The following is a 2,613-nucleotide window of genomic DNA, read 5'->3' on the forward strand; positions in this document are numbered from 1 at the left end:
ACTGCCCGGCAAGGCATTGCCAGGAACCCCGAACCCCGCGTAGAGCATCAATATCCGGCACTCGGCCAACTGCGGTCGGATTTCGGTAATGTCGAGCAATGACTCTTCCCGGGTTTTCCCTCGCGTTCGCTGGCGTACCAGGTGCAACTCATCGGTTTTCCGGAGGTTCAGCCCGATGTAGTGACGATCTTCACGTCCCACCAGCAGATGGTCTGTCGGAACATCCCCGGGCAAAGGCGTCGATTGCCCCATCACCGCCAGTATCCCGACGGGCTCGCGAAACATGAGATTGATCCCGTGGAGCAGTGCATCACCCTTGGGGCCGATCCAGGTCTTGCCTCGGTCTGCGAGCAGCCCCCTGAGACTGAGTGACTTCACCTTCCTGGCGTTCACCACCTCGATCTCATTCCCGCCGGGCCAGACGCCGCTTTCCAGAAGCTCGACACCTGGCTCGATCCATCCCAGGTTCTTGGCGCTGACAACGAGATCGATCTGCTCGGCCTGCTGTACCGGCTCGAGACTGAGCATGCCCAGGTAAATCCTGAGAGGTTCGGCAGGCGGTGACGGAGTTGGGGATGGCACAGGTGGCTCGGGTACCGCAACAGGCGCCGCATCAATTTCGATTCCCCACCCGTCCAGGCGGTAATCCTTGCCGTGGACACGGCCGAAGCCGTTGGAAATCGTGCCCTTGCGTTCGAGGATGTCCTTGGCGAAGCGGGGCCGCGACTTCGCGAGGACTTGCGTGATGGCGTTCAGTTTTTCGGTCAGCGTCGCCTTTGCCGGCAACGCCTTCAGGGCCGCCTTGACGTTTGGCCTTTCCTGCTTGCGCCCGAGCCCGCCATTGTTCACCTGGATGTCGAAGAACAACTGCACGGTGCGCTCGGACGCCATGTCGAACTCCTTGCCGAACTCCATGGCCTCCTTGAGCGCAGGCTCGTAGTAAAGCCGCCTCGCGAACTCACGCTGCAACTCGCGGATCGCGGGGTCCTGGCCCAACTGCGCAAAGGCTTTCTGCCACTCGGGCAGCAGCGCATGGTCCTGCTTGCCATCCGAGACCTGGACGGCGAATTGGTAAAGATCCTCAGGCGTGGCATCGAGTATCGACTTAAGGGTCTTCGCGCGTTCCTCTCCAAAGGCTGAAATCAGCGTCGGCCCGGATTTGGCGAATGCCTCTTTCAGCAGTTCCCGAAGTGGACCGAACTTCAGCACAGGCTTGTCATTGACCTTGTCATGGGTGATCAAGGTAAATCCGATAACGCCCCAGGTGATCCCGGCCTTGTCCCAATTCCCGGCCGCCTTGGTGTACCCGTGCCCTTCAAACGCCGCCAGCAGCCCGAGGTGCCGCTCGAAACTGCCGGGCCATTCTGTGCGGGTGATGATTTTCCAGAGTGCCTGATCGACGGTTCCGGTGATGGGGAGCGCCAGTTGGGACTGGACTTTCTGTACCGCTAGCTGCGTGGATCGACCGTAGTCTCCATCGACCCTGGAAAGCGCTGGCCCGGGTTTTCCGTCAGGCCCGGGAACCTGGATTTTGGTCAATGCCGCTTGCAGTTGCTCGACCAGATCACCGCGTACACCACGTGCCAGAACCGCTGCCATATCGATTCCTCCCTGGACCTTCGCGACCGGTTCAACACCCGGCCGAACGATTGACGGCATACGAAAGCTTCGGAAGGTATAGCAGACCATTGGCAATTGGCCACCAATGACATTGAAACGTAATCCAGCGCCTCAGGCGGTTGCCCTCAACGCAATCGCCGCCAAGGTGATTTATACCCAATTCCAGTAATATCCAAGTGCCATTACCCGTGCAAGACTGGCCTTCTTCACCCAACGCCGCGAAGGGCTGCATAGCCTTTTCACCCAGTTTGCCTGTACCGAAAACACCGCTTTCAAGCGCAGCCATAGGAACGCTTACTTCCACCGGCCCGCGTTAACGCAACGGATGGCAGTTGCCGTCCCCACTAAAGGAGCAACCTATGCAGAGCAAGGATATTTCCGTTCCGGTCGGCGCTGTTCTGCCTTATACCGGCAACCTCGGCAACAATCAGCTCAACGAAATGGGGTGGTCCATCTATGACGACAGCGAGTTGCAGATTTCAAACTACCCGACACTGTTCGCGGCCATCGGCACCTGCAATGGTGGCAACGGCAATACCCGCTTCAACCTGCCGGACTATGCCAGCGAGATCGTCATCGTTGACACCCAGGAGCTGGCTGATCAGCTGCATGGTGACCATGGCGTCGTCAAGCTGTTCTACGAGCAGCACTACAAATACGGGTGCTACTCGCAGAACTGGGGGGCCAGTAAAGGGCAAGATCACTACCAGGACGTCTGCGTCGTCTTGGGCGCCAAGGCCTGGAAGCAGTACCAAGAAGGGACGTTGCACGAGTCTGTGGCTCAGACTAGGAACAAGCTGTATGTAGCTTTTTCTCGAGCACGAGGCGGTGTCTACATCGTGCCCGACAAGCTATTTAAAGCATACAAAACCTAACGCCTGCGACTTGAGCGGGCTACGAACTGAACTCCGAGAAGGTACCATTATGAATCGCCCTGCGTTTCGTAGACACCTCTTTGCCTTGTTTGGACTGCCCCCGGAAAGGTAGACATCC

General features: G+C 58.4%; 2 protein-coding genes. One reads left to right on the forward strand and one right to left on the reverse strand.

The features are described 5' to 3' along the window. Positions 1 to 1,599: peptidoglycan-binding protein (locus tag UW3_RS27785; protein ID WP_010227073.1), on the reverse strand; the 1,599-nt coding region annotated here is incomplete at its 3' end. A gap of 380 nt (positions 1,600 to 1,979) precedes the next feature. Between UW3_RS27785 and UW3_RS0126115 the strand changes: the two genes are divergently transcribed. Beyond that, positions 1,980 to 2,495, forward strand: a complete 516-nt coding sequence (locus UW3_RS0126115; RefSeq protein WP_010227075.1) for a tail fiber protein — start codon at positions 1,980 to 1,982, stop codon at positions 2,493 to 2,495. Positions 2,496 to 2,613: the final 118 nt, after the last annotated feature.

The sequence above is a fragment of the Pseudomonas donghuensis genome (assembly GCF_000259195.1).
Classification (GTDB): domain Bacteria; phylum Pseudomonadota; class Gammaproteobacteria; order Pseudomonadales; family Pseudomonadaceae; genus Aquipseudomonas; species Aquipseudomonas donghuensis.

Coding starts and splice junctions, on each gene's coding strand:
- UW3_RS0126115 (WP_010227075.1), top strand. CDS start 1,980: ATGCAGAGCAAGGATATTTCCGTTCCGGTCGGCGCTGTTCTGCCTTAT.